The sequence below is a fragment of the Chitinophaga sp. genome, assembly GCF_039596155.1.
GTDB lineage: Bacteria > Bacteroidota > Bacteroidia > Chitinophagales > Chitinophagaceae > Chitinophaga.
Window position 1 is genome coordinate 307,868 of the sequence record NZ_JBCNKF010000003.1, and the last position, 24,915, is coordinate 332,782.

18 protein-coding genes are annotated in these 24,915 nt (G+C 46.5%); 13 read left to right on the forward strand and 5 right to left on the reverse strand.

Annotation, left to right across the window (positions count from 1 at the left end):
- The first annotated feature begins 42 nt into the window (after nt 1-42).
- Entirely contained in the window at nt 43-507 is a 465-nt protein-coding gene (locus ABDW33_RS04895; protein WP_343688941.1) for a response regulator, read from the forward strand.
- Here ABDW33_RS04895 and ABDW33_RS04900 read toward each other — a convergent pair.
- Nucleotides 497-1,684 (reverse strand): FecR domain-containing protein, encoded by a 1,188-nt coding sequence (locus tag ABDW33_RS04900; protein WP_343688942.1) that lies wholly within the window; start codon nt 1,682-1,684, stop codon nt 497-499. The genes ABDW33_RS04895 and ABDW33_RS04900 overlap by 11 nt on opposite strands.
- A gap of 82 nt (nt 1,685-1,766) precedes the next feature.
- Complete coding sequence (locus ABDW33_RS04905) at nt 1,767-2,144, reverse strand: hypothetical protein (protein ID WP_343688943.1); 378 nt, start codon at nt 2,142-2,144, stop codon at nt 1,767-1,769.
- A gap of 192 nt (nt 2,145-2,336) precedes the next feature.
- Here ABDW33_RS04905 and ABDW33_RS04910 point away from each other — a divergent pair, with 192 nt between their 5' ends.
- The 4 genes from ABDW33_RS04910 to ABDW33_RS04925 all read left to right on the forward strand — a co-directional run bounded on the left by ABDW33_RS04910 (nt 2,337) and on the right by ABDW33_RS04925 (nt 7,996).
- Nucleotides 2,337-3,710: a dipeptidase gene (locus tag ABDW33_RS04910; RefSeq protein WP_343688944.1), complete on the forward strand. Its 1,374-nt coding sequence runs from the start codon at nt 2,337-2,339 to the stop codon at nt 3,708-3,710.
- A gap of 2 nt (nt 3,711-3,712) precedes the next feature.
- On the forward strand, nt 3,713-4,111 hold the full coding sequence (locus ABDW33_RS04915) for an RNA-binding S4 domain-containing protein (protein WP_343688945.1): 399 nt from the start codon (nt 3,713-3,715) through the stop codon (nt 4,109-4,111).
- 99 nt (nt 4,112-4,210) lie between these two features.
- Entirely contained in the window at nt 4,211-5,431 is a 1,221-nt protein-coding gene (gene lysA, locus ABDW33_RS04920; RefSeq protein ID WP_343688946.1) for a diaminopimelate decarboxylase, read from the forward strand.
- A 228-nt stretch (nt 5,432-5,659) separates the two neighbouring features.
- The gene (locus ABDW33_RS04925; RefSeq protein WP_343688947.1) at nt 5,660-7,996 is read left to right on the forward strand and encodes a hypothetical protein; all 2,337 of its coding nucleotides are present in this window, start codon (nt 5,660-5,662) and stop codon (nt 7,994-7,996) included.
- Nucleotides 7,997-8,116: 120 nt separating this feature from the next.
- Here ABDW33_RS04925 and ABDW33_RS04930 read toward each other — a convergent pair whose 3' ends face one another.
- Both ABDW33_RS04930 and ABDW33_RS04935 read right to left on the reverse strand, forming a co-directional pair.
- A complete protein-coding gene (locus ABDW33_RS04930; RefSeq protein ID WP_343688948.1) occupies nt 8,117-11,764 on the reverse strand; it encodes a BamA/TamA family outer membrane protein in 3,648 nt (1,215 codons plus the stop codon).
- A gap of 2 nt (nt 11,765-11,766) precedes the next feature.
- Complete coding sequence (locus ABDW33_RS04935) at nt 11,767-12,621, reverse strand: SdiA-regulated domain-containing protein (protein ID WP_343688949.1); 855 nt, start codon at nt 12,619-12,621, stop codon at nt 11,767-11,769.
- 83 nt (nt 12,622-12,704) lie between these two features.
- Between ABDW33_RS04935 and ABDW33_RS04940 the strand changes: the two genes are divergently transcribed.
- Genes ABDW33_RS04940 through ABDW33_RS04960 form a run of 5 tightly spaced genes read left to right on the forward strand, consistent with a single transcriptional unit; the run spans nt 12,705 to nt 18,451 of the window.
- Nucleotides 12,705-13,958 carry a Pycsar system effector family protein gene (locus ABDW33_RS04940; protein ID WP_343688950.1) on the forward strand — a complete coding sequence of 418 codons (1,254 nt, stop codon included), beginning with the start codon at nt 12,705-12,707 and terminating at the stop codon, nt 13,956-13,958.
- A gap of 7 nt (nt 13,959-13,965) precedes the next feature.
- Nucleotides 13,966-16,044, forward strand: coding sequence for a polyphosphate kinase 1 (gene ppk1, locus ABDW33_RS04945; RefSeq protein ID WP_343688951.1), 2,079 nt, complete (start codon nt 13,966-13,968; stop codon nt 16,042-16,044).
- Nucleotides 16,031-16,546, forward strand: coding sequence for a thioredoxin family protein (locus tag ABDW33_RS04950; RefSeq protein ID WP_343688952.1), 516 nt, complete (start codon nt 16,031-16,033; stop codon nt 16,544-16,546). The genes ppk1 and ABDW33_RS04950 overlap by 14 nt, the downstream gene beginning before the upstream one ends.
- Before the next feature lie 8 nt (nt 16,547-16,554).
- A complete protein-coding gene (locus ABDW33_RS04955; protein ID WP_343688953.1) occupies nt 16,555-17,028 on the forward strand; it encodes a DUF4442 domain-containing protein in 474 nt (157 codons plus the stop codon).
- Nucleotides 17,029-17,044: 16 nt separating this feature from the next.
- The gene (locus ABDW33_RS04960) at nt 17,045-18,451 is read left to right on the forward strand and encodes an MBL fold metallo-hydrolase (RefSeq protein WP_343688954.1); all 1,407 of its coding nucleotides are present in this window, start codon (nt 17,045-17,047) and stop codon (nt 18,449-18,451) included.
- Between the two features lie 261 nt (nt 18,452-18,712).
- On the opposite strand, the gene ABDW33_RS04965 is transcribed toward ABDW33_RS04960, so the two are convergent.
- Nucleotides 18,713-21,244, reverse strand: a complete 2,532-nt coding sequence (locus tag ABDW33_RS04965) for a M1 family metallopeptidase (protein ID WP_343688955.1) — start codon at nt 21,242-21,244, stop codon at nt 18,713-18,715.
- A 186-nt stretch (nt 21,245-21,430) separates the two neighbouring features.
- Here ABDW33_RS04965 and ABDW33_RS04970 point away from each other — a divergent pair, with 186 nt between their 5' ends.
- The 3 genes from ABDW33_RS04970 (at nt 21,431) to truA (ending at nt 24,473) form a co-directional block, all read left to right on the forward strand.
- Nucleotides 21,431-21,931, forward strand: coding sequence for a biotin/lipoyl-containing protein (locus ABDW33_RS04970; protein WP_343688956.1), 501 nt, complete (start codon nt 21,431-21,433; stop codon nt 21,929-21,931).
- Between the two features lie 66 nt (nt 21,932-21,997).
- Entirely contained in the window at nt 21,998-23,635 is a 1,638-nt protein-coding gene (locus ABDW33_RS04975) for a DUF4476 domain-containing protein (RefSeq protein WP_343688957.1), read from the forward strand.
- An 85-nt stretch (nt 23,636-23,720) separates the two neighbouring features.
- Nucleotides 23,721-24,473, forward strand: a complete 753-nt coding sequence (gene truA / locus ABDW33_RS04980) for a tRNA pseudouridine(38-40) synthase TruA (protein ID WP_343688958.1) — start codon at nt 23,721-23,723, stop codon at nt 24,471-24,473.
- Nucleotides 24,474-24,915: the final 442 nt, after the last annotated feature.

Sequence of the window (24,915 nt, forward strand, 5' to 3'; positions counted from 1 at the left end):
TGTACGCCTCTATTTTAATAACTTGTATTTAAGTCTGCTTTAATGAGTGCACAACACATCCATATTCTATATGTCGATGATGAAATACACAACTTAAATGCGTTCAAAGCATCTTTCCGTAGGCTTTACACAATATTTACGGCAAGTTCGGCTGAGGAAGCAGAAAAGGTGTTAGAAAAGGAGGAAATCCACATCATCATTTCAGATCAGCGGATGCCCAGGATAACCGGGATTGAGTTCTTTGAATCTATCCTGGATAAGTATCCTGAACCTATCCGGATTCTCCTGACAGGCTATGCCGATATCAACGCGGTGATTGACGCCATTAACAAAGGTCAGGTGTATAAGTATTTCTCCAAGCCGTGGAATGACGAGGATCTCCGGCACAACATTGAAAAGGCATTCGAAGTGTATGCCCTTCGTAAAGAGAATAAGGAGTTGACAGCAAAGTTGCTGGATGTGAATGAGAAGCTGGAGTTCCTGCTCCGTCAGAAACTTATTTCCTAGCGAAGTGAATCGTGTTATCGTATATCTGATAGTCCAGCTTTAATTGTCTACAGATCTCGCTGAGAAAATCTTCCACCTTTTTATCTTTTTCAAGGCTGCCTGAGAAATGTGCAGTTTCAGCGGAAGGCGCAGCAGAAAAGTCCAGTTTAAGTCCAAACCAGCGTAATAATACAGGTCTTAATTCTTCAATCGGCCTGTTGCGGAAGCGGTAAACACCTTCTCTCCACCCCAGCGTCACGGTTTCGTCGAACCGTTTTACCCTGAACCGCTCACCAGGGTGATAAATGGCCTCAAACCCGGGTTTGAGCGTTACATCAAGACTATCTCCTACATCTGTCACTACTGTACCTTGTACCAGAGAGGTTGTAACAGTATTATTGTCATAAGAATTGACGTTGAAAGCCGTACCCAGGGCTATCACGGAGGTCGTTCCTGTGTGTACAATGAACGGTCTTGCAGGGTTGTGGGCTACTGTGAAGTAAGCTTCCCCTTCCAGGTATACTTCCCTTGTTTTCCCCGCAAAGATAAAAGGAAAGCGGAGGGTGGAACTTGCATTGAGATGTACCTCTGTACCGTCTGCCAGTTCAATATGGTAATCCTGCATGGGGGGCACGGTAAGTGTGTTCCATTCCAGCGATTTACTTTGATAGATAGTATCCGGGCGTATCGATCTGATGGCAATTGTGCCTGAGTCACCTGTCACTTTGATAGCGGAGTCTGTTGTTGGTGCTTCTTCCTCTTCCGTAGCAGCAGGAGGTGCAGGCATCGACATGATCGGTACGCTGGCCATTTGTGGCAGTACAATACGGTAATGGCTGGCGGTTGGCTGCGGAGCTGGCTGTTTGGCAGCCATAAAGTAATAACCTGCGGCGGCGGCGCCTATAGTAAATATCAGGGCCGCCGCAACCCGCACTTTTTTCAGGTATTTCAATACCCTGATGTGTACAGGTGGTGGTTCCAGGATGGCTTTTACTTTCAGCCAGTCAGCTTCTACCCGGAGGTCGTCCAGAAAAGCATTGTTGGTGAACAATATGGCTTCTTCATATTCCTGCCAGCAGCGACGCACATTTTCATTCTGGTGCATTTCTTTCTGCAGCAGCTTGTCTTCCACTTCAGTTAAATCGCCAAGTTGCTTACGCAGTAGTAAACTATAGATATACTCTTGGTCGTATTTCATTGCTTATTAGCGTGGTTACGAGGGTTTTTTAAGATAATAATCAGTTGAGTCTTGGTTTTATATATTGTGTCATGGGGCCGGGTTACCTTTCTATAGCCATGATCAGTGGTGTTGTAAGCGAAGTGGGCACCAAAGCCGGTCCCGTTTCACAGGGCGGGCAGGGCGCTTTGTATTGCTGTGCAGCAACCACAGCTTTTTCCTGCAGCTGACGACAGCGGGCATCAATGAGCTGATAGAAAAAACCACCTGGGGCATGCTCTATCTGCTGATATTGCCGGGTCTTCCATGCTTCTATGAATATCTTTTGTACTAATTCCCTCGCCTCATCCATATTTCCCAACATTGCACAGGCCTTCAGGCAAAGGGGCTTGTAGTATTTCATAAAGAAGTATTGATAGGCCTCCAGGGTATTATCCTTCTTTAATGCGGATAACATAGCGGTATCCTCGCTGGTAATCATATGAATAAGGTTATTTTGCGGTTAGTTGTCTTCCAATAATGCGCTAGGTATTGTGTCCCCAATACTCTTTAAATTTCGAAAGAAAGGATGACAATTTCGTTAATACCATGTTAACGAAATCCGATTTTTCTGATCTCCTATTTATAGACTTTCCCTTAAATTGCAGCTTTCAAAAGAAAAACTTAGTGGAATATGCAAGTTTGGAAAGATTATCAGACAAAGAATAAAGAACGTTTCCTGGAAGAATTGCTGGCCTTGTTGCGCATTCCTTCCGTAAGCGCTGACTCCCGTTTCAATAAAGATGTAGCGGATTGCGCTGAGGCGGTAAAACAACGCCTGGTAGAAGCAGGTGCTGACAATGTAGAAGTTTGCCCTACTGCCGGTCACCCGATCGTATATGGAGAAAAGATCATCGATGCGGCCCTCCCAACCGTATTAGTATATGGTCACTACGATGTACAGCCTGCTGATCCGCTTGAACTGTGGCATAGTGGTCCGTTTGAACCTGTGATCAAGGATGAGAAGATCTACGCCCGTGGTTCTGCAGACGACAAAGGTCAGTTCTACATGCACGTAAAGGCGTTCGAAACCATGATGAACACCAACTCTGTACCTTGCAATATTAAGTTCATGATCGAAGGGGAGGAGGAAGTAGGTTCTGCCAACCTGGGTATCTTTATCAAAGAAAATAAGGAAAGACTGAAGGCAGACGTGGTGCTCATCTCTGACACCTCTATGCTGAGCCTGGAGAACCCCAGCCTGGATACCGGCTTGCGTGGTCTGTCTTATATGGAAGTAGAGGTAACCGGCCCTAACCGTGACCTGCACAGCGGTGTTTATGGCGGCGCTGTAGCCAACCCCGCTACTATTCTTTGCCAGATGATCGCGTCCCTGCATGACGAAAATAATCACATTACCATCCCTGGCTTCTACGACAACGTACAGGAACTGAGCAAGGAAGACAGAGCCGCCCTGAACGCAGCTCCATTCGACGAAGAGGAATACAAAAAAGACCTGGGCGTTGAAGAACTGTGGGGCGAAAAAGGATATACTTCCATCGAGCGTACAGGTATCCGTCCTACCCTGGAGGTAAATGGCATCTGGGGTGGCTATATCGGCGAAGGCTCCAAGACCGTACTCCCTTCCAAGGCCAATGCAAAGATCTCTATGCGCCTGGTACCTAACCAGGACTGGGTTCAGATATCCGAACTGTTCGCAGCCCACTTTGAGAAGATTGCTCCAAAGTCAGTAAAGGTAAAGGTAACTGCTCACCACGGTGGCAGCCCATATGTTACACCTACTGACCACGTAGCATTCAAAGCAGCAAGCGAGGCCATCAAGACAACTTTTGGTAAATCTCCGATTCCCGTGCGTGGTGGTGGTAGCATTCCTATCGTAGCACTGTTTGAAAAAGAACTGGGACTGAAGACCATCCTGATGGGCTTCGGATTAGATAGCGATAACCTGCATTCTCCCAATGAGAAATATGGGCTGGCTAACTATTATAAAGGAATTGAAACCATTCCTTATTTCCACAAGTTCTTTGCGGAAATGAATAAGAAATAATTATGCAAAACACAGAGAAACTCCGCCTGGATAAGTATCTCTGGGCGATCAGAATATTTAAAACCCGCTCACAGGCTGCAACTGCCTGTGATGGCGGGCGGGTGAAAATGAACGGCAACAACGTGAAAGCTGCACGCGCAGTCGGTATCGGTGATAAGTATGAAATCAGGGCTGAATCCCGGAAATGGACAATTGAGGTGGTAAGTCTGCTGGCAAACAGGGTGCAGTACGCAGAGGCTATTAAGCACTATGTAGATCTGACCCCTGAAGAAGATAAGGAGATGAATACAAGAATAGCCGCCAGTTTCCATACCGGCAAACGACCCAGCAAGATCGGCCGGCCTACGAAGAAAGAGCGCCGGGATCTGGACGGTTTCATGACCGGAGACGAAGAAGAATAAGAAAAAGAGGCCCGGGCTTTTAGCCCGGGCCTCTTTTTTTCCCGGAAACTTTAAAATTTGCTGCGTAAATTCGCATCCTCTAAAATTACCAATCAATAAATGCCTAAGCAAAGCGACGTACTCTCTACAGACTTCCTTGTCAAAGTAGCGGAAGAATTTGGAACTCCGGTATATATATACCATGCAGAAAAGATTGCCATCCAGTACGAAAAGTTAAAGGACGCCTTCCAAAAGACGGACGCACGCTTTTTCTATGCCTGTAAGGCGCTCACCAATATCAACATCCTGAAGTACATTAACTCCCTGGGTTGTGGACTGGACACCGTGTCTATCAACGAAGTACAACTCGGCCTCCGGGCAGGATTCGATCCTAAGAACATCATCTTTACCCCTAACTGCGTAGACCTCGACGAAATCGTTGCTGCCAAAGACCTGGGAGTAAATATCAATATCGACAATATCTCCATCCTGGAGCAATTTGGTAACCGTTTCGGTGACTCTTACCCGATCTGCATCCGCCTCAACCCACACATCATGGCTGGCGGTAACTACAAGATCTCTACCGGTCACGTAGACAGCAAGTTCGGTATCTCCATTCACCAGATCCGCCACATTGAACGCATTGTAAAAAGCACCAAACTGAAAGTAACGGGCCTGCACATGCACACCGGTTCCGAAATCAAGGACGTAGATGTATTCCTCCGCGGGGTCGACATCATGTTCGAACTGGCCGTGAACTTCCCTGACCTGGAATTCATCGACCTGGGTAGCGGCTTCAAAGTTGCTTACCAACAGGGCGACCCTGAAACAGACATCCAGCTGCTGGGTAAAAAGCTCTCCGATGCTTTCAATAAGTTTAGCAAAACATACAACCGCCCCCTCCAGGTATGGTTCGAACCAGGTAAATTCCTGGTAAGCCAGAGCGGTTACTTCGTAGTAAAGGCAAATGTGATCAAACAAACTACCGCTACCGTATTCGTTGGCGTAAACTCCGGGTTCAATCACCTGATCCGCCCCATGTTCTACGATGCCTTCCACCTTATCAAGAACATCTCTAATCCAAAAGGTACTGAGCGGATCTATACCGTCGTAGGGAACATCTGCGAAACCGATACCTTTGGCTGGGATCGTAAACTGAACGAAGTGAAAGAAGGCGACCTCCTCGTATTCTATAATGCCGGCGCATACGGTTTTGAAATGGCATCGAACTTCAACTCCCGTTTTAAACCTGCCGAAGTGCTGGTAAAAGATGGTAAAGCCCAACTGATCCGTAGAAGAGATACCTTCGAAGACCTGCTAAAAAATCAGATCGAGTTATAATCAGAATAATTTACAGATTACAATATATTTATAGGTCTGCCGGATTGGCAGACCTATAACTTTTTATGTAGGGAATGGTAGTTTTGCACTAAATTTGTACCTTATATCAACCAACACCTTTCTCTTCTTAATCCTGCATGCTGTAATTCACTGTTAAGTAACACTTACAATTTTTCATTTGCCCATTCGTCAAATAACTAGATGAGTCATTTTTACATATTTTAGATTATGAAAGTTTTAACAGCCGGTCCCGATCAATTAAAGGAGGAGGCGCTGATAGATTCCCATATCTCCTTTGCTCCCTATGTCAGGTTTTTGAAGGAGAAAGCGGCCAGCAAATCAGATAGCCGGGCGGCGTATTACCAAAAGATCGCCGAACGCTTTGAAAGCAACCCGGCACTGTTGGGCCCAATAGCCGGAGCAGATGACCTGTCTGCCTACCAGGAGTATATCGACCTCATTATCGCTACTATTTTTCCAATCACTGCCGATATGGACAAAGATATCTATGGTATCGGTGTCCCTCAGAAGTTCGCTATATTTTATTACTCCGACCTTTTCAAGAATATCTTCGCCGGTAACAGCGACAGGATGCTGGAGGTACCTAAAGGTATTTCCCCGGAGAAAATGAAGAAGGACAAACTGGAGTGGCTCTATAAGCTGATTCTTGAAAAGGCATACGGTTTTCCTGTTACTTACCAGAATGAGATCATTCACCATATCAATATGCCCGACAGCAACGGCGGAAAGAGATATGTAAAAGTGAATGTAGACCCTCGCTTTGTAGATGTAAAAGTAAAAGGCGAACTACCCCCGCTTACATACGATACCGTATGTATGAAAAAATTCAGTGCGGAAGGCCTGAAGGATATCTTACCACTGGATAACTTCGCCCTCGAAGGATTTGTGATCTGGACTTTACAGGACGTTACCAAAGACGAGGTGCAGAATGTCATGAAGAACCTCATCCTGAACATGCATGAGGGCAACGAAAGACGTACCTATCGCCGCATGGAAGAGGAAGTACAGGCACTGCTCGCAGATACCGATATAAGTGTGCATGTGGTTCCTATCCCAAAGATCAACGGTCGCTATGTACTGGAATGCGAACAATGTGAAAGTGGTGTAACCCTGGGTGTAACAGGTAGCGAGAAGCAACAGCAACAGCTATTCCAGCAGCTGATACAATATGTAGGGCAGAATAAAACACCCCTCATGTTGCCGGTGGTAACTGAAAGCTCACTCTATGCTTATCCATTCCTGCGCTACCTGCCCCTGAAAGGCATCAATAGCTTTGTACTGATACCGGTATGGCACGAAGACACCCTGCTGGGGATTGTGGAACTGGCCTCAGGTACACCTAATAAGATCACGGGCGAAATGATGGCGCAGGCGATGCCAGCCTACCCGCTAATGGTCATGTTGCTGAACAGAGGTGCAGATATTACTGCTAACCGTATCACACAGGTGATCAAAGAACAGTTCACTGCCCTGCAGCCTGCCGTTGAATGGAAATTCATCGATGCCGCATGGCATTACCTGCACACCCCTAAAGCCAAGAGGAAAGATATAGGCAACATTGCCTTCGAAGATGTTTATCCATTGTATGGTGCAGTAGATATCCGGAACTCTTCTACCGAACGTAGCAATGCGATTCATGAAGACCTGCGCGAACAACTCCTCCTGATCAGGGAAACCCTGGACCACATTGGCAATACCATCTACCTGCCATTGCTGGAAGAGCTGAAGTTCAAGAACGATGAGCTGATCACCGGTATTACCAGTGGCATGCTCTCCGAAGATGAGCTGCGCACCAATAATTACCTCGACGAAGAGATCGGTCCATTGTTCCGTCACCTGCACGAAAGTCATCCTGAACTGCAGCCGGCACTGGAAACTTATTTCTCACTGGTAGACCAGACCGAAGGTCACATTCAGCACCACCGCCAGGATTATGAAGATAGCCTGGCCATGATCAATGCTGAGCTGAACATGTACCTGGATAAAGAAAAAGAAAATATACAACACTCCTTCCCCTGCTACTTTGAGAAGTACCGTACGGATGGAGTTGAGTACAATATCTATATAGGACAGGCCATTGCGCAATCCCGCAAGTTCGACCTGCTCTACCTGCGTAACCTGCGCCTGTGGCAAATCCAGTCTATGGCCGATATTGCAAGACTCACCAACAAGCTGATCCCATCACTGAAGGTGCCGCTGCAAACAACCCAGCTGGTACTGGCCCATAGCAATCCGATCGACATCAGTTTCAGACAGGATGAACGCCGCTTCGACGTAGAAGGTGCATACAACATCCGCTATGAAATACTGAAAAAACGTATTGACAAGGTGCACATCCGCCAGACAGGTAAACGCCTTACCCAACCAGGTACCATCGCAATCGTATATGCCTATGCGAAAGAGATGGAAGAATACCTGAAGTATATCAATTTCCTGCAGAACAAAAATATCCTGTTGCCGGATGTAGAAATGCTGGACCTGGAAGACCTGCAAGGCGTGAGCGGCCTAAGGGCACTAAGAGTGAAAGTAAACATGGACGCATAAAGCATAAAAAAAAAGGTTGTATCGAACAGATACAACCTTTTTTTTTATGTATATCCTGATGAAATCAGGTAGCGCTTTAATCATTGCTCAGGTGTTATGTGAATGCATACTCTTTTTCAGCTAAAATCTGAATCCAAACGTTATATAAGGTAACACTTCCTCTTCAGATCTACCTACCGTCGCTGTGAGTATCAGCATATTCACCGGACTAAAATAGAGCCCTCCTCCATATCCATCATGCCATGCGGAAGATTGCTCTCCACTCTTCCAGACCCTGCCCACATCGTTGAAGGCAATTAATCCTACTGAAGCCGGGAACAGGTACGAACGGAATTCGAATAATTTCAGGCGCAGCTCTGTATTGTTGAAGGCCATGGCATCGCCCGCAAAGCGATAGTTACGATATCCACGCAGGTTTTGCACACCCCCTAAATACATTGCCTGGAAATATTCATAATGTCCCCACAGCTTACCACCACCAAACCTTGTCACCAGCACCAGGTTAGCTGCTGAATTAAAACTGGTATAAATGCTCATGTCTGTAGACAGTTGCAGGTAGTGACGCTGTTGTGCATCCAGGCCCTGGTTGCCATGTAAGGTGGTATTCCAGTAGAAGCCCCGCGTAGGCGCTATAATATTATTGCGGGTATCCAGCTGATAGCCCAGTTTTAAACCAGCATATGTTTTGGGCTGGTATACTGATAATGAGTCCAGCCCATTGTGCGCAAAGTCTTCAATATGTCTGCCCTCTGTAGCATCCTTGTCCAGTGTGTAGTAAGTAAAGGTAGGTCCGTAGATCAGCTGGAACTTATTAGACAGGTTGGTTTTGAACAAAGGTTCTACATTAAACAGGCTGAATCGGGTACGATAATATTTAATCTTCAGATCTTTCTGGAACACGGTCTCATTACCATATCCAAAGAAGTTGATCGTATTGTTCGGTGCCTTTGCAGTTGCCGTCAGGGCCAGATCTGTATTTCCGATCACGTCAGTAAATTCGCCCAGATAGCGGAATTGCCATGCCTGGGTACCCAGGCTATGTGCTGCTGTTACTGTTTGCCTGGAAGCAAACGGGCGCTTGCGGAAACCTTGTTTTGTATATTGAAAACCTGTACCCAGCGATAACCCGTCATCACTGTTAAAACCAGCAGTAGCCAGCGGCATGAGCTTGTCGTAGATGTACAATAGCGGTGTACGTTCATACTTGATATTCGCCGGATCGGAAGAAAGTATTCTACGTTCATTACCTGCCAGCTGGAAAGTATCTGCACCGCCCTTTTTCTCATAGATGCGGATATGATTGCCTGCATGCTGTGAAGTGCTGTCCCTGTAGGTATCATTATCTTTACCACCAATGATGCGGATGTGAATCGGTGTATGGTAATCTCCTTTGATATCAAATTTGTCTTCACCACCCAGGCCAAAGATCCTCACTTCTCTGGTAACACTCGGATCGAAAGTGCGGGAATAGATAGTTTGCTGTACTTCTCCTTTTTTACTGATCTTATTCACATTCAGCGACACAAAGCCATCTTTTTGTCTTTCGATGGTGAATAGCTCATCCTTCTTCGTACCGGTTACATCCACATCTTTGGAGAGGAAACGATACAGATCAAGAGATGATTGCTCTAATTTATCCCGTCGTGCAATGAGGGTTTTGATGGTAAAATCACCAACCTGTTTCCGCACCGTATCAGGGAAACGCGCTACTGCCGCTGCAATGACGGAATCTGGCAGACTAACTACCAGCTCATGACTGATTTCTTTCCATTTCTTTTCGTCAATCTCATTCATGAAAGAACGGTCAAATGGCTGGGCAGATGGGTTCTGGTATTCGATATTTGGAAAGTAAGGTTTGAAGCCCTGGAATTTAGGCATGATCCATTTCCTGGCAGCGATCGCGGTGATCACACCCTGGTTTACAAAGAAAGCCTGATCACGGTCGCGGGGCACAGGGTAATATTCCTTGGTATCACGTTTCTTATGTTTCTTCACCCCCCATCTCCACTGGTCATCATGACGATCCCAGTCAGCCATCAGCAGATCCAGCATACGTGCACGGGCTACCGCTTCCTGGTCAACGGTGTTATCATTGTCTCCCTGTATTTGTTCCAGTACTTTGATGGTATTGTATGTTTTACCTTTCACGACAGGTTCCCTTTCCTCAAAGAGGTATACATCATCACCATGTGTACCGGCATAGATACCAAGTGAAGTATCCTTGGGCAGGTATACAAAGGTTGGGTTGGTATGTGGTACACCCGCTGCTTCCGCCAGCGCCGCCACTGCCATGGTAGCATATGGGTTAGAGGCAGATATCTGGTCCTGCACGACATCTTTGGCAATAGTATTTTTCAGTTCGGCAGGGATGGCTTTTTCAGGGTACTTCTTTACGGAGCGCAGTACCCATTCGGTGCCAGACTTATCTTCCATACGAAGGGAGAGGGTTTGCATACCTCCACCTCTTTGCAATATTTTCAGACCACCTTTTTCTTTGTTGATATCAAGAACCGGGAAGTTAACCGGGGCAGCCCATACATTCCTGTAGTTTTGGCCCAGTAGCCAGTAGTGAATACCGGTTTTATGTATATACTGTGTATCTGCAGGCATGGTAACGAATGGAGGCAACTCTTTAGCGGTCGGACTCGCATTCGCCAGTTGTTCAGAACGGATATCCTGGATGTTGAACAGCGTGCCGGCAAATGAAGGGCCATCCTTTTTATCGACTGTATAGTATTGTACGGTGATGTTTCCATTCTTTGAAATTTCCAAAGCCGCATAGCCGTTTTCGTTACTTGCATACAATGATTTCGCACCTTTCTTCACACGGCTTTCTTTGGCACCACTACCACTACCTATATAGTAATTCCTTTTGTCTTTGATGAACTGCAGTGCATGATCATGACCCGCTACAAAAATGGCAGGGCCATGTGCTTTAAAAGCCGCTTCCACACCATCCACCAGTTCCTGGTAGTCAGGGTTAGGCAGGTCTTCAGGCGTGCCAAATACGCCACGGGTGAGGGGATAGATAGAACCTATCACCGGCAGCGGAATGTACAATCCTTTTTTCAGATCAGTGAGTGGGAAGATATGTTGCTTCAAGGTATAGTAGCCGCCATGAATACCATAACTACGGAAAGGATGGTGTGAGGCAAAGATGACCAGTTTGTTCCGGTTGCGGATCACAATGTCACTCAGTTCAGTGAGTACATCCTGCTTGGTCTTGTAATCGCAGGAAGACTCCGGACCTGGTTTTGCATATGGAAACAGCCACCATTCGGTATCCATCACCACGAGAGTAATGTTATTATCCAGCGGGATTTCAATCGGACCCGGGCAACCATCTTTCGGCAGGAAATTTACATTGGGCAGATTCAGTGAATCTACATACAGCTGTTCATTGATGATGGTCTGCCAGCCATTGGGCTTTGATTTTTCCCAGTCATGGTTGCCGGGAATGAAGATCGCCTGGGTATTGGTATTGCGTACCAGGTTCACCTGGTAATCAAGTATCTCTTTGGAAAGTGGGTACCGGCTGCTGGTAGGGTCAGGCATCCCATATGGGTAGACGTTATCTCCCAGGTAAAGCACAGTATTTCTTGCATCCTGCAGGTCAAAGCGGTTCTTAACGGCATCTATAACGGGATTGTGCCCATCCTGGTGCAGTTCGCCGGCATCCCCGATCAGGATGATCCTTCTGGCCAGTGTATCCTGTGCCTGGGCTACGAATGGAAGGAACAGCAGGGAGAGATGTAAAAGGTACTTCATCGTTACAGAGGTCTTTGGTTGTATTTAAACTTGAGGATATTAGCCGACGATTCATCGGCCGATTCATTGGAAATATACATATCTCCATTCGCTGCAAAAGAGATGCCTTCAGGCTGTCCGAAGATAGTGTGCTTCAGGTTATAAGCTTCCTGCACTTTCCCGTCCGGGTCAGTGATCACCAGCATTCTGTTCACGGCAGACAGTATATACAATCGCTTTTCAATCGGATGTATCGCTGCTGCAGATGGTTTGAACAAGTTCATGTCTTCGCCGGAAAGGCGCTCAATATCTGCAATATTGATCCGATAAAAAGGATTTTCATCAAAGGTCCAGGTCCGCATATCAAACCGGTAGGCAGTGTTATAGCCCTTCCCTTTATCATCAGCACATTCCTTGCATAACATGATCATCCCATCATTGCGGGCATCATAGTAAAGCGTTTCAAACTCTTTCTTACCTTCCAGCGGCAATTTGTATGTTTCAGAAGCCGTTGAGTCAGAAAAGAGTCCTGTTACATGATAGAGATGTCCGTTGCTTTTCAGTACCACCCAGTTTTTACCATCAGTAGCGAGGTCTTCATAATCTCCGCTTTTATGGAACTTCCAGCTGGCATAAGGCGTTTGTGCTGTTACGTCGATCGCAAATATCTTCCCCTGTTCGTCATTGATAGCGAGAATATGATGCTCATCTGGCGCCAGCACGATGCCTGAGATCTCCTGCATGGACTGTCTCACACGAAACCGTGTGGGTTCCGCGAGGTTATAACCTTTGGGAGATTCGTATTTTTTAGTCCTGTTGTTGTAATAATTACAGGAAGAGAGCATCAGCGCGATGAGTAATAAATGTCGTAGAGTCATAGAATGAGCCGTATGGTAGAATAAAATTAACTCAAAAAATGCAGTAACTTGCTGATCTCAGTTTTGCTTTTTAACTAATCCTTATGCAGACAAGTGTAATCATCGACGCCGCGCAACAATATGTGACAGCACAATACCAGGACCACCCGCATCCCAATCTGGTATATCATAACCTGGAGCATACCAGACAGGTCGTTGCCGCAGCAGCACAAATTTCAGCGCATTATCGGTTGCAGGATACCGACCTTCTTGTAGTGTACATAGCCGCCTGGTTTCATGATTTGGGTTATCTGCTGGGAGAGTCTAAAACGCATGAGGAGACCGGTGCTTCACTGGCCTGCAACTTCCTGAATGAACAAAAAGTACCGCTAAATATACAAGAGCAGGTAACCGGTTGTATCATGGCAACTAAAATGCCACAGGAACCGCACAACCTGCTGGAAGAGATCGTGTGTGATGCGGATCTGTTCAACTTTGGTACCAAAGAATTTAAGAAGCGTACCAAGGTACTGCACGAGGAAATAGAACTGACACATGGTACGGAAATATCCGGCGCCACATGGACAGAAGGCACGTTGAGACTGTTGACCGAACATCACTATCATACCGCCTATTGCCAGGCATTATTGCAGGAACAGAAAGAAGAGAACATTGCATGGCTGAAGAAGCGCCTTGAAAAGCAGGAGGAAAAGGCTGAAAGGAAAGCAGAGAAGCAGGACGATAAGAAAGAGGAAAAGACGGAAGAAAAAGAAAAAAATAAGATTAAGGTCGATAAACCAGAGAAGAAGAATAAGGAGCCGAAAGCTGGAAGAGGGGTAGAAACCATGTTCCGTACCACTTCGTCCAACCATATACGCCTGAGTGCAATGGCCGATAGTAAGGCGCACATTATGATTTCGGTAAATTCTATCATCGTATCTGTTATCCTGGGTGTACTCTTCCGCAAGCTGGAAGATTATCCCAATCTGGTGATCCCCTCGATATTATTTCTCACAACGGGCGTAGTCACCATTATCTTTTCCGTACTCGCTACCCGTCCTAATGTGAATAAAGGCCAGTTTACAAGAGAAGACATTGCCAATAAGAAGACCAACCTGCTCTTCTTTGGTAACTTCCATGAAATGCAACTGGACCAGTATGCCTGGGGGATGACTGAAATGATGAAGGACAGTGATTACCTGTATGGTAGCATGATCCAGGATATTTATCACCTGGGGGTAGTATTGGGTAAAAAGTATAAACAACTACGTATAGCGTATAACATATTTATGTTTGGCCTGATCATATCAGTGTTGGCTTTTGTGATTGCTGTGCTGTTCTTTCCAGTGAATAACTAAGTGAAATATGAATACTCCGCTGTATGACCGTGATCTGAGCTGGTTATCATTTAACTACAGGGTGCTGAGCATGGCCAGAGACCCTGCGGTACCGCTATATGAGCGTATCCGTTTTTTGTCCATCTTCTCTTCCAACTTAGACGAATTCTTTCGCGTACGTATGCCTGCTGTCATGACAGTACACAAACTGGTGCGCGACAATCCTGATGTAGCAGGGGAGGAAACCCTTTCCACCCATACACTTCCCATTATTCAACAGGAAATCAACCGGCAACTGGGAGAGTTTGGAGCTACTCTTACCCAGCAGCTGCTGCCTGCTTTAAGAGATAATGGGATCGATCTTTACTACAATCAGGAGATCCTGCCTGCACATCTGGCGCCTATGCGGGAATATTTCCAGACGAAGATCCAGGGCTTCCTGCAGCCTTTCTGGCTGGATCAGAAGAAACCCAAAGATGCATTCCTGGAGAATAATCAACTCTATCTGGTGATTTCTCTTTCCCCGGAAGACGAACCTGATCGGCTGAAATATGCTGTAGTCAATATCCCCAGCAATGAGTTGCCTCGTTTTTTTGAGTTGCCTCAGATCCGGGAAGTAAGTTATATCGTAATGCTGGACGACATCATCCGGGAGAACGTTGGGTGGTTGTTCCCGGGATATACTGTAAATGGTTGTTATAGTATCAAGATCACCCGCGATGCGGAAACTGATATGAACGAACTGGCCAGCGATATCCTGGACCAGGTGGAAACCATGATCGCCAAACGGGAACTGGGCATCCCTACCCGTTTCCTGTATGATAGCAGTATGCCACTGGCACTGAGACAATTACTGGGTACTTACTTCAATATCGTACAACAGGAAATGGTGCCTGGCGGGCGATATCACAACCTGAAAGACCTGGCCGACCTGCCAATGCCGGTGAAGTCGCCGCTGTTTACCTATCCGAAACAGCCCTCGGCTCACCTGTCGCAACTGGATAAGGTGCCGCATTTGCTGGAAGAGGTGCTGAAGCGCGATATCATTCTCCACCCCCCTTACCAGCGGTATGAATATATTCTTCGTTTCTTCAATGAAGCGGCAACTGACCCTGCTGTCAGGGAAATTTACATTACACTCTACCGTATAGCCGCCAGTTCTCAGATCGCCAATGCGCTCATCAGCGCAGCACGCAATGGTAAGCAGGTGACGGTATTCGTAGAACTGAAAGCGCGTTTCGATGAAGCCAACAATATCCGTTGGGCGAAGAAAATGAAGGCTGCCGGTGTTAAGATCATCTATAGCATACCGGGACTAAAAGTACATGCCAAGATCGCGCTTGTAAAACGTAAACGCGGTTATGAATGGGATTATGTAGGGCTCATGGCCACCGGTAATTTCAATGAAAGCACGGCCCGTTTTTATACAGACCATGTATTGCTTACAGCACATCCGGGTATTACGCAGGAACTGGAGCTGTTGTTCTTATACCTCCAGGCCCGCCAGCAACCGGATAAATACCGCTACCTGCAATTTCAGCACCTGCTGGTTGCGCAATTCAATCTGAAGACAAGGTTCATAGAACTGATAGACAGGGAAATTGCCAATGTAAAAGCGGGAAAGCCCGCACATATCATTATCAAGCTGAATAACCTGCAGGAAAAGGATATGATTGCCAAACTGTACGAAGCCAGTGAAGCTGGTGTACAGGTAGATCTCATTGCACGCAGTATCTGTTGCCTGCAACCCGGTCAGCCCGAAAGCAGTAAGATCCGCGTCAGAAGGATTGTGGACCGCTACCTGGAGCATGCACGCGTATTCATCTTCCATAACAATGGACAAGAGGAAGTGTATATGGGGTCTGCAGACTGGATGAACCGTAATATTCACAGGCGCATAGAAGTGTGTTTCCCTGTTTATACAAAGGAACTGGCGGCGCAGCTCAGGGAGATTATCCACCTTCAGCTGGCTGACAATACCAATGCAGTTATGCTGGATGCAGCATTACATAATGTACCCCTGAGCCCTGAAAAAGGTGCACGAGCTGTGAATGCCCAGCTGGGAATTTATCAATACATTCAATCATTGGAACATGAAAGTATTTAGTCACTTATTCATCGGTATGCTCTGCCTGTTTACCAATGCTACCCTGCATGCCCAGGAAAAGCATGGACTGGATTTAGAGCATATCTATAACCCGGCTGCGGATGCTGCAGCAGACCTGGCTGCTGCCCAGCAAAAGGCGGCGGCTACTAAAAAACATGTACTGGTACAGATAGGTGGCAACTGGTGTATCTGGTGTAAGCGGTTTTATAAATTCACAGAAGAAGACAGCACGCTGAAAAGTCTGCTGGAAAAGAACTTTGTTGTATACCATCTTAACTATAGTAAGGAGAACAAGAACCTGCCCATCCTGCAGAAACTGGGTTATCCACAGCGCTTTGGGTTTCCGGTGATTGTCATACTGGATGCAAAGGGCAACCGACTCCATACACAGGATTCAGGTTTACTGGAATCGGCAGATTCATATGATCAGAAAAAGATAGCCACGTTACTGAAGCAATGGGGGCCAGATGCCCTGAACCCCGCCTATTACACTAACCAATAACTCACGTTATGTCCCGGTTCCAGCGTTTAGTACAGCAGCGATGGAAGTTTTCCCTGTTTTTGTTGTATAAATTACCTGCAGCATGGCTGGCAGGGGTACGTGTACAACAATTAACCCCTGCAGTTTGTATCACTTCCGTACCTTTCAGGTGGTTGTCACAGAATCCTTTCAGGTCCACCTACTTCGCCTGCCTGGCGATGGCGGCAGAAATGAGTACCGGCATACCTGCCATGTGGTTTACGGCTGCGGCTTCGCCTGCGCGGGTATCCATGCTGGTCACCGGCATGCAGGCCAGCTTCCTGAAGAAGGCTACGGGAACTACTTACTTTACATGTGAAGAACTGAGCGGGATGCAGGCAGCCGTACAACAGGCTGTTGCTTCGGGAGAACCTGTCACCATTACAGTCGATACAACTGGCAAAAGCCACGATGGCACAGTAATTGCCACGTTCGCGATCACCTGGTCGTTTAAGAAACGCTGATAAAAACTCAATCATTATGAAGATAGCCTTCCATGGGGCGGCACGTACCGTTACGGGTTCGAAACACCTGATTACATTAAAGAATGGGAAAAAGATCTTATTGGATTGTGGAATGTTCCAGGGAATGGGCAAGGACACGGATGCCATGAACTTTGACCTCGGGTTTGACCCTGCTACCGTCACCATGATGGTATTATCCCACGCACATATTGATCATACCGGCCTTATTCCGCTTTTGGTAAAAAGAGGCTTTAAAGGGCATATCTATTGTACCCCCGCTACATTCGATCTCACACAGATCCTGCTGATGGACTCCGCCCGGATCCAGGAAGAGGACGTGAAGTATACAAATAAAAAACGCAGAAAGGTAGGTTTACCACAGGAAGAACCGCTATATACTGTGGATGATGCCCGGAAGAGCATCAGCGTTTTCAAGAAGGTAAAGACCTATAAGGAATGGCACCGGATAGACAATGACGTGGAAGTGATGTTTACCGATGCGGGCCATATCATCGGGAGCGCTGCTGTGACCCTCCGGATTATCGAAGGTGGCAAGCCAACCCTGGTCACTTTCAGTGGGGATATCGGCAGGTATAATGATGCGATCCTGAAATCGCCGGATACTTTCCCTCAGGCAGATTTCATCCTGATGGAATCTACCTATGGCAGCACCCTGCATGCAGAGGCGTCACCCAGTACCGATGTGTTGCTGCGGTTTATACATGAGACCTGTAAGGTGAAAAAGGGAAAGCTGATTATACCGGCATTCAGTGTAGGTCGTACCCAGGAATTGTTGTATGCCCTGAACAAGGCGCAGCTGGATGGCCAATTGCCCAGGGTGGATATTTTTGTGGATAGCCCCTTGTCTATGGAAGCGACTGAAGTGGTGACCAGCCACCCGGAGTTGTTCAATAAGTCAGTAGCGAAGCTGTTGCAGATAGATGATGATGTATTTGATTTCCCTGGATTACACTTTATAGAATCGGTCGATGAGTCGAAGAACCTGAACTTCCGTCAGGAGCCTTGTGTGATCATTTCTGCGTCAGGTATGGCGGAAGCGGGCAGGGTAAAGCACCATATAGCTAATAATATCGGAGATGCCCGGAATACTATTCTGATGGTGGGCTATTGTGAACCACAGTCCCTGGGCGGGAGGCTGATGAGAGGCGCGAAGGAGGTCTCGATCTATGGTACCCGCTATGAGGTGAAGGCGGAAGTAGGAAGTATCCGGTCGATGAGTGCGCATGGCGATTATGAGGATCTGAGCCAATGGTTGTCCTGCCAGGATCCGAGAGCCGTGAAGAAGTTGTTCCTGGTGCACGGGGAGTATGAGGTGCAGACGATATTCAGGGATTGGTTGCTGAAAAAGGGATTTAAGGATATAGAAGTGCCTGAGAGGCATGCTGAGGTGGGCTTAGGATAGGTTAAAAATGCGGAGCTGGGGTGGTGCTTGTTCGATGCTTCTTCGACGCTTCTTCGACTGTTGTTCGATATCACTACTACACTAATAGTACACCAAAAGTACACCTGTATATCCGGGGGATATTGAAGTGCCCTTTTGGTGCCCTTTAGATGCCCTTTAGATGCCCTATTGCCGGCGTTTTGGATGTATAGTAATCATAAAGAAAGAGCGCCGCTTTGCTGTCAATGCAAAGCGGCGCTCTTTCTACTTATAAGATTAATTTTATTCCTTTATCTCGCTGATTACCTTTTTGATGTAATCATACTGTTTCATCAGGTCGGCTTTTTTATCGGCAGGTGCGATGCTTGCCTTGTCCAGTTTCTTTTTGGCTAAGGGTTGCAGCATGTTCACCATGTAATTGGTTACCATCTTATTATTGAATGTTTTTACCATATCCTTGATCTGGCCGATGCCTTTGATCACGATATCAGCATTATCCACATTTGCCAGGATGGTAACATATTGAATAGCATCTTCTACTTTTTCCTGACCGCTGGCCTGGTCGAAAGTACTGGCGAAGAAAGCGATGTCATCTTCGTTACCCTTCTTTGTATACACATTGGCAATGGCATTGCGCAGTGAACCTCTGGAAGAAGATTCCATTTGTTTGGCTAAAGTATAAGCTTTGTCAGCATCCAGTGAAGAGAGGCTGGTCAGTGCTGCACCGGCAGCAGCATAAGATGAATCTTTGGTCGCTGCTTCGAACAGGGAAGTGTATTGTGCATCCCGCAGGCTACCCAGTTGTTTCAGGGCAGCAGCACGTACAGTGGCATTTTTATCGTCTTTAGCCAGCTGCTGTAATACCGGGAGGGCGGCTGTCTTCACATCGCCATCGCTCATATTCAGGCCTTTAACAGCCATCGCGCGCAGACCGTAGAACTTATCTTTCAGGGCGGCGATTACTACCTTACGGGCAGCAGGATTTGCCTGCTCTTTCAGACATGCTTCCAGTGCTTCGTGGCGATCCAGGTAGTTCGGTGCGTTGTTGAACTGGAAAATGTAGGTATTCAGGTCTCTCTGGTCGTTGATATCAGCCAGCAATACCTTGTTCGCATCCACATTTACCAGGTCTGGTTTGGTCGAATAAGGGAAAGTAAAAGTGGATGTTTTGTCGGTAATGGTCACCAGGTGACGTACTTTTTTACCACCTGCATATACGTCGATGGCTATCGGCAGCTGGAAGATCTTACCGGATTCCTGTGTCTGGTTGATCGTCACCGTCACATTTTTAGCAGCATCATTGTATTGGTAGCTGATGTCCAGTTTAGGGAAACCATCGCCAAAGTACCATTGGTTGAAGAACCAGTTCAGGTCTTCGCCGGTCACTTCTTCGAAAGCCAGGCGAAGCTGGTGTGCTTCAGCTGGTTTAAAGGCATTGGTTTTCAGGTACAGGTTAAGGGATTTGAAGAATGCGCTGTCTCCTACAACATTGCGAAGCATGTGGAGGATACGGCCACCTTTCTGGTAGCTGATAGCGTCGAACATGTCTTCCTTGTCATGGTAGTGGAAGCGTACCAGGTCACGGTCACCGGCATATTCTGCAAACTGTTTGTAGCTTTCCCCGGCTTCCAGAGAATGGGCATCTGCTTCGTCTTTACCATATTTATGCTCCAGCCACAGGTATTCACTGTAGTCGGCAAAAGATTCGTTAAGGGTCAGGTTACTCCATGATTCTGCGGTTACCAGGTCGCCGAACCAGTGGTGGAACAGTTCATGGGCAATGACAGATTCATTGTAGTTGTTGTTGTCCAGCAGTTCCCTGGCTGTTTTCTGAACAAAGTCGCCATGGAGGGTAGCAGTGGTATTTTCCATAGCACCGGATACATAGTCTCTCACGACGATCTGGGCGTACTTCGGCCATGGATATTCATAGCCAAGCAGATCGGAGTAGAAGGTGAGCATTTCGGGCGTATTGCCGAAGATGGCTTTGGCATAGGGTTCATATGCTTTTTCCAGGTAATAGCTCACTTCTCTGCCACGCCACTGTTCTTTTACGATGGCAAAGTCGCCTACAGCCATCATAAACAGGTAGGGAGAGTGGGGAAGATCCATTTTCCAGGTATCGGTACGGGTACCGTCCGGGTTATTCTTCTGACTGACCATTTTGCCGTTAGAGAGCGTTACGTATTTCTTATCAACAGTCATACTGATCTCTTCTGTACATTTCTGGGCAGTTTTATCGATAGTAGGGAACCATACAGAGTTGGACTCTGTTTCGCCCTGTGTCCAGATCTGGATAGGCTTGTTCTTGTCGGTACCATCGGGGTTAATGAAATAAAGTCCTTTGGCGTCGGTGATAGCAGCGCTGCCGGTAGCGGAGATTTCTTCAGGTCTGGCTACGTAGTCGATATAAACGACATAAGATTCAGTGCGGCTATATGTTTTATCCAGTTGAATATGGAGTTGGGTGCTGTCGTAAGTATACTTCAGCGGAACGTTTTTACCACCTTTTACAAGAGCAACTGTTTTGATATCCATGCTTTTGGCATCGAGGGTCAGTGAATCAGTAGCATAGAAGTGTGGTTTGAGGGTCAACCAGGCTTTACCATACAGGTATCTTTTGGCATAATCAAACCGGACGTCCAGTTTAGTATGGGAGAGATCGTTCACTCTTGTTGCAGTGGCCCTGTAGATCTTCAGGAGAGGATCATTGGCGTTGTCTGGTTGTTGTGCATAAGCGGGGGAATAACACATGCTACCAGTCAGACATGCTACCAGCAGGCCTTTTAGTGCTTGCTTTAAAGATTTAGACATTGTAAGAAATATATTTTTGCCACGAATTAACGGCTATTCTTAGAAATAAACAGTTTTTGGGTTGTTAATATTCGTATAAACGGGATAATTGGTTTTAATACGGGATATTACACCAAAAAAATTCCATCGCCCTGCCGCGGGCCATCTAAAAAAGCTATTTTTGTCACAGTTCAGATAAAACAACTTATGATCAAAGCAATCGTAAATGGCGCCACGCCATTTGCTATCAATACGGCACCAGAAGGTATCTCCTGCAATGGACAGGCCGTAGAATGGTCTGGGCTGGAGTTGCCTGCGGGTAATTATAGTGTATTATTGGATGGGCGGAGTTATATAGCTCAGGTCATCAACATAGACAAAGACGCAAAAAAAGTAAAGATCCTGATTGAGCAACAGGAATACGAGGTCGCTATCGAAGAGCCAATTGATCAGCTGCTGTCAGCTATGGGTATCAACCAGGGAGCTGCCCGCAAGGTGAACGATATTAAAGCACCTATGCCAGGTTTGGTACTGAAAGTACTGGTTTCGCCTGGGCAGGCAATTAAAAAGGGGGACCCGGTATTAATACTGGAAGCCATGAAAATGGAGAATGTATTTAAGGCAACTACAGATGCCATTGTAAAGGAAATCAAGGTCTCCGAGCGGACAGCAGTCGAAAAGGGAGAGATCCTCGTTATATTGGAATAGTATTTGTTTTCTAAGCCGGGCGCGTGGGTTTTGATGAATACCCATACGGGTCTATATTATATTTCTATGATTAAGTATTTGAAAAAATCTTTATTGATACCGTGCTTTCTCCTGATGGCATTGCAAATGACAGCGCAGGATAAGCAGTATTATATTTATATACAAAGCGAAAGGTCCCAGCCTTTCTATGTGCGCTTTGATGGTAAACTTCTCAGCTCTTCAGATAAAGGTTACATTATTATCTCGAAATTACCTGCTGGTACGGCCAACATGCGTATTGGATTTGCAAAAAGTGATGTGCCTGAGCAGCAATACATGGTTAAAGTGGGTGGATCCAACGACCAGGGTTATCTGTTGAAGCAGGATGGCTTGTATAATATTGTAACGTTTGCAGCTACGAAGCCTGTGAAGAGGGGAGAAGAGGCTGTGGCGGCCACTGAAGTGCCTGCACCTGCACCGGTAGTAGAAACACCTGCGCCTGAACCGGCTCCTGTTGTAGAAACGGCAGCAGCAACGCCTGCTCCACCGGTACCGGCAGACTCTCAGAAAGCGATGATGGATTCCATGCAGAAAGATCTGGCAGCAGCTTTCCCTAATAAAGATGCAGGTGTAACAGTAGGACCTGGTAGCCGGCCCGTGAAACCAGCGAATAAGTTTTCAGAGTCCCTGGATAAGGTCGTGAAGGATGACAGACCGGAGGAACCATTGGTAGATCCTAATGCGGGAACAGGTATGATCCTGGCACCGGCAAAAGATTCAACCGTAGCCGTACAGCAGCCCGAGACAAAGAAAGGACGTAAGAAACGCAGGGATAGAGAACCGTTGACACCAGAAGAACAACAGATCCTGGCTGATGTAATGGCGGAAGAGCATAAGGCGGCGGCAACAGCAGAAACACCTGCAACACCTGCTCAGGCTCCGGCGGATGTCGCAACAACAGGTACAGTAACTGAATCAGCACCAGCTCCGGTTGTAGAAGAAACACCTGCACCTGCTCCGGAAAAGAAGTCAAAAAAGTCGAAGAAGAAAAAAGCGGATGACCCGGCATTTATAGATTTTCAGGATGGTAATGCACAGGCAACTGTAACAGAAGGTACACCTGTACCAGTCACTACAGCTCCGGTTGTAACGAACGAAGAACCGGCACCTACGCCTAAAAAGAAGAAACGTAAAGCGAGTATAGATACGGAAGAGCATTCTAATAATGTACTGACAGATGATTCTTCCGGGTATGCCGTAACTGATCTGAATATAGATCATCCGACCAGGAAGGATCGTAAGAAGAAAAAGGCCGAAGTTGCTGAGGATGGAACGGCTGTTCCTGCAACGGCGGTCGCTGAGGTGCCGGCTACAGCTCCGGCAGCAACCGGGGAAACAAAGAAGTCTTCTGCTGTGAAGATGATCAATTCTGATTGTGGTAAGGTGATGGATGAGGAGACATTCCGTAAGTTGCTGCGTAAGTATGTAGGTGGGAAGGATGATGACGGTATGATCGATGCGTTTAAGAAACAGACAAAGGGATATTGTCTGGAGACATCGCAGGTAAAGACGCTGGTGCAGTTGCTGGGAACGGATGAATCCCGTTATCGTTTGCTGGATCAGGCTTATCCGAAGGTGTATGATTCTGAGCATTTCGCATCACTGGAAAGTGTGCTCACTGATAATTATTACAAAGGTCGCTTCAAGGCAATGGTCCACAGGTAAGCACCTCATGATAGCAGGGCAGAAGGCCACAGGTTGCATGTCAACTTGTGGCCTTCTGCTTTTTGCGTCTTACCTTCGCGGCATTATGAGATATTTTTTAGAGGTAGCATATAAGGGAACAGCATTCGGTGGTTTTCAGGTGCAGGATACAGCGCATACGGTGCAGGCTGAAATAGACCGGGCAATCAGCCTGCTGATGAGGGAGAAGGTGGAAACGACAGGTTCCAGCCGTACGGATGCGGGGGTACATGCGTTGCAGAACTTCCTGCATTTTGATATCGGGCAGCCTTTACATCCGCAATTTCTCTATAAGGTGAATGCAATTCTGTCGAGGGACATTGTATTAAAACAGGTGTATGAGGTGAGTGATGAAGCGCACTCCCGGTTTGACGCATTGAACAGGGCTTATAGATATACATTATATACACAGAAGGATCCGTTTATGCAGGATAGGGGATATTATTATCCTTATAGCCTGGATGTAGATCTGTTGCAGGAAGCGGCGGGCATATTGAAAACGTATGAGAACTTTATGACGTTTAGTAAGCGGAATACGCAGGTGAGAACTTACAACTGTAACATCATGGAATCGGCTTGGGCGATAGAGGAGGGGCATTTGGTATATCGTGTACGGGCTAACCGTTTTTTGAGAGGCATGGTACGGGGGATGGTAGGTACGATGCTGCGGGTAGGGCGTGGAAAGCTGAGTATAGCGGGGTTCAGGGAAGCGATAGAGAAGAGGGATTGTACATATGCAGACTTTGCGGTACCACCTCAGGGGTTGTTCCTGGTGCAGGTAGCATATGCTTCAGGAGTGCTTAAGAAAGAAATGTTTTAAAAATATAGTATTGGTTTTCAGCTAGTTGAGTGTTTTGTGCCAGTTATCTTTCAAAAAAGATTTTGCAGTAAAGAAAAAAGTCCTACTTTTGCATCCCGCTTTGATAGAAAGCACGGCACAAAAAGCTCTTTATTTATCCGTTTTGCAATAAGCTAGAACTCTCTCCAGTCAAGCATTTGAGCCGATTATCGAAAGATAAAAATTCTTAAAAAAAAGATTTGGTAGAAATGAAAAAATGGCTACCTTTGCAACCCCAACGCAAACGATGCGAAACGGAAAAAGCTAAGATGTTCGAATCACAAGGATTCACGCAGATCGAATCTGAAACATCAACAATTTTCTGGCAACAGAAATAAGCTCTTTGAAAGATTGGAAACAACAGCATAATAAACACAGGTAATTGTTTAAGCGAAAACATTAGATAATTCGTCTGATTTCGAGA